The sequence below is a fragment of the Phytoactinopolyspora endophytica genome, assembly GCF_004138495.1.
Taxonomy (GTDB): Bacteria; Actinomycetota; Actinomycetes; order Jiangellales; family Jiangellaceae; genus Phytoactinopolyspora; species Phytoactinopolyspora endophytica.
The window spans coordinates 101,702-103,398 of sequence record NZ_ML142854.1 but is presented as its reverse complement, the minus strand read 5'-3'; the positions used below and the strand labels follow the sequence as shown (position 1 = coordinate 103,398).

Genomic DNA, 1,697 nt, shown 5'->3' with positions numbered 1-1,697 from the left:
GGCGCCGAAGTGTGTCGATCTCGACCGGCGACGAGTCGATCTCCATCCGCAGACGCGACGCTGCTTCGTCGACCAGGTCGATCGCCTTATCCGGAAGCTGGCGGCCGGTGATGTAGCGGTTCGACAACGACGCGGCCGCGACCAGCCCGGCGTCGGCGATCTGAACTTTGTGATGCGCCTCGTAGCGCTCCTTGAGCCCGCGGAGGATCGCTACCGTGTCCTCGACGCTGGGCTCCCCGACATAGACCTGTTGGAACCGGCGCTCCAGGGCCGGGTCCTTCTCGACCCGTTCCCGGTACTCGTCGAGCGTGGTCGCACCGACCATCCGGAGCTCACCACGGGCGAGCATCGGCTTGAGCATGTTGCCCGCGTCCATCGCGGAGTCACCACCGGCGCCCGCACCCACCACCGTGTGCAGCTCGTCAATGAAGGTCACGACCTGCCCGTCGCTCGCCTTGATCTCGTCCAAGACGGCTTTCAACCGCTCCTCGAACTCACCGCGGTACTTGGCGCCGGCCAGCATCGCTCCGATATCAAGCGCCACGAGCCGCTTGCCGCGCAGTGACTCCGGCACGTCACCGGCCACCATCCGCTGCGCCAACCCTTCGACGACGGCGGTCTTGCCGACGCCGGGTTCACCGATCAGCACTGGGTTGTTCTTGGTCCGCCGGGAAAGCACCTGGACGACGCGGCGGATCTCGGAGTCACGCCCGACGACCGGGTCGATCTTGCCTTCCCGGGCACGCTCGGTGAGGTCCACACCGTACTTGTTCAGCGCGTCGTACGTGCCCTCCGGGTCCGGAGTGGTGACCCGGGCCGAACCGCGAACCTCGCTGAAAGCGGCCCGGATCTTCTCCGCGGTGGCACCATGCTTGGTCAACAGTTCCCGTACCGGGGACTCGACGTGGGCGAGCCCTACCAACAGGTGCTCGGTGGAGATGTACTCGTCTTCCAGCTCACGCGCCACCTCACCGGCGTGCGACAGCACGGCATATGTACTGCGGCCAAGGCTCGGTGAGGCGACCGTGGAGCCCGCTGCCGACGGCAGCGCCGCGAACGCGGCGTCGACCTCCGAGCGGACCGCTGCCAGGTTCACACCGACCGCTTCGAGCAACGGGCCGGTCAGGCCTTCGGACTGAATCAGCAGCGAGCGCAGCAGGTGGATGGGCTCCACGGCAGGATTGCCCGCGGTGGCGGCGCTGCGTACAGCTACCGACAGCGCTTCCTGCGCCTTGGTGGTGAGCTGGTCGTTCATGAGTCTCCCGGTTCTCCCAGAGCCCGTCCCGGATCGCGCGGCGATCCAGCGCGAACTCCCTCCGATTCCTCAGGTTGTACCGTCAGATCAACAACCGCAAAGTTGAGTCTATTCCACTCAAGTATGCACGACGCCCGCCCGTCGGGCCACCGACCCAGCGGCGTTTGCCCCCCATCCGCGCGGGTAAGCACCAAGGCAGGCCTGAGAGGCAGGCGCCCAGCCGGTGCGGCATGCGGGATCAGTGACACGGAAGGCGAGACCCAGCGATGGCGAATCAACGCTCACGACAGCCGTTCGCCAGACTGTACGTCAGCGAGCTTCGTCTCTCGCTCCGCATCAACGCCGGCGCCTACGGCTACTCGGTGATGATCACCAGCACATTGGCCATGCTGTCCGCCGTCGACGCGCAGCCCGAGCCGGAGCAGATCTTCCTGTTCGCCGC

Annotated in this window: 1 protein-coding gene; it reads right to left on the bottom strand. The window is 66.6% G+C overall.

Annotation, left to right across the window (positions count from 1 at the left end):
• A partial coding sequence (locus ELR45_RS40860; protein ID WP_240759657.1) for a Clp protease N-terminal domain-containing protein occupies window positions 1-1,255 on the bottom strand: 1,255 nt, incomplete at its 3' end.
• Window positions 1,256-1,697: the final 442 nt, after the last annotated feature.